This is a genomic window from Roseivivax sp. GX 12232, from assembly GCF_021272185.1.
In the GTDB taxonomy this organism is placed as follows: Bacteria; Pseudomonadota; Alphaproteobacteria; order Rhodobacterales; family Rhodobacteraceae; genus Roseivivax.
Map to the genome: position 1 here is coordinate 1 of NZ_JAJSEC010000037.1, position 1,166 is coordinate 1,166.

Annotated in this window: 1 protein-coding gene; it reads left to right on the plus strand. The window is 65.5% G+C overall.

Annotated features, from left to right (window positions below):
* The first annotated feature begins 420 nt into the window (after nucleotides 1–420).
* Nucleotides 421–1,131 carry a hypothetical protein gene (locus LR948_RS18805; protein ID WP_232755707.1) on the plus strand — a complete coding sequence of 237 codons (711 nt, stop codon included), beginning with the start codon at nucleotides 421–423 and terminating at the stop codon, nucleotides 1,129–1,131.
* Nucleotides 1,132–1,166 lie beyond the last annotated feature (35 nt).

Here is a 1,166-nt window from a genome sequence, read left to right on the forward strand (position 1 = left end):
AGGCCGGCGCTTAGCACACAGTTTCCTTATGCGAAAGGAAAAGTTGCCGTTACGTCAACTATCGCTGATTTTGTTTCATATGACCGTTCCTGCGGGCAACCTTGAGGCAGCGGCTAAGGCCGCATGAGTCTCCGCCAGCACGCAGTCTATCGTAGTTCGGGCGACCGCCCAGCGACCAATCATAAGGGCGCCGCGTGCCGCCCCGGTTACTTCACAAGGTGAAAAACAGCCTTCGGCCGACGTTGCGGTCTCAAACCTGAAAATTGGATAGCTCGTAACCTGACTTTCCGGCTGAGCTTTCCCGGATGGAAGGCGATAGGAAAAGCATAGGATCAAGATTGCGATGTTCTACAATCTCAGAGCTCCGTTCTGTGGAACGCCCGCGTTGTTATGGCCAAACCCTGACCGGAGCCGCGATCCGTGACCCTCTTGTCCGACACAGAGTGCCGTTTCCGGCTTCTCGTGATCCTCGCACTGACGCTCGTGCCGCTTGCAGGTCCCGGTATAGCGCAGGAGCGGGGCGCCTCGGCAGCGCAGGCAACGGTTCCCGCCGCGGCCGAAGCGGGCGGCATCCGGCGCTGGCGGCTGTTGGGCGAGGCGCCCGTTCCCCTGCGCAGCGCGCCCAATGAGGAGGCCGCCCCTGCTACCAAGCTCGCCCCTGGAACGATCCTGTCCAATCTTGGCTGTGAGGCCTTGGCTCGTGAGGTCTGGTGCACGGTCGCGCCGCTCTCAGGCGGCCCGCGCGGCCATCTGCCAGTCGCGCAGCTTGCACCGGCCGAAGGCCCCGATGGCGTGGTCGCGCGCGGGCTCGACGACAGCGCCGCCCGGGCCAAGCGCGGCGATTTCGACCTCCGCGCCGAGGTCGCCTGCGCCCAGAACCCCGGCGAGCCGATGGGCCGCTGCACGATCCGCTCCGCGCGCGGCAGCGGCGGCGATGCGACGCTGGTCGCGACCTTTCAGACCGGCTTCCGGCGCACACTGACCTTCGCGCATGGCCAGTTCCTGCGCGGCAATGCCACAATGTCGGGGGTTGGCACAGACACCGATTGGCGGCTTGAGGACGGCCTGCACCTCATCCGGGTCGACGATCAGCGCTTCGAAGTGCCGGACAGGCTGATCTCGGGCGAGTGAGGTTGCCCGCGCCGCCCGTGAGGCGGCGCGGATTG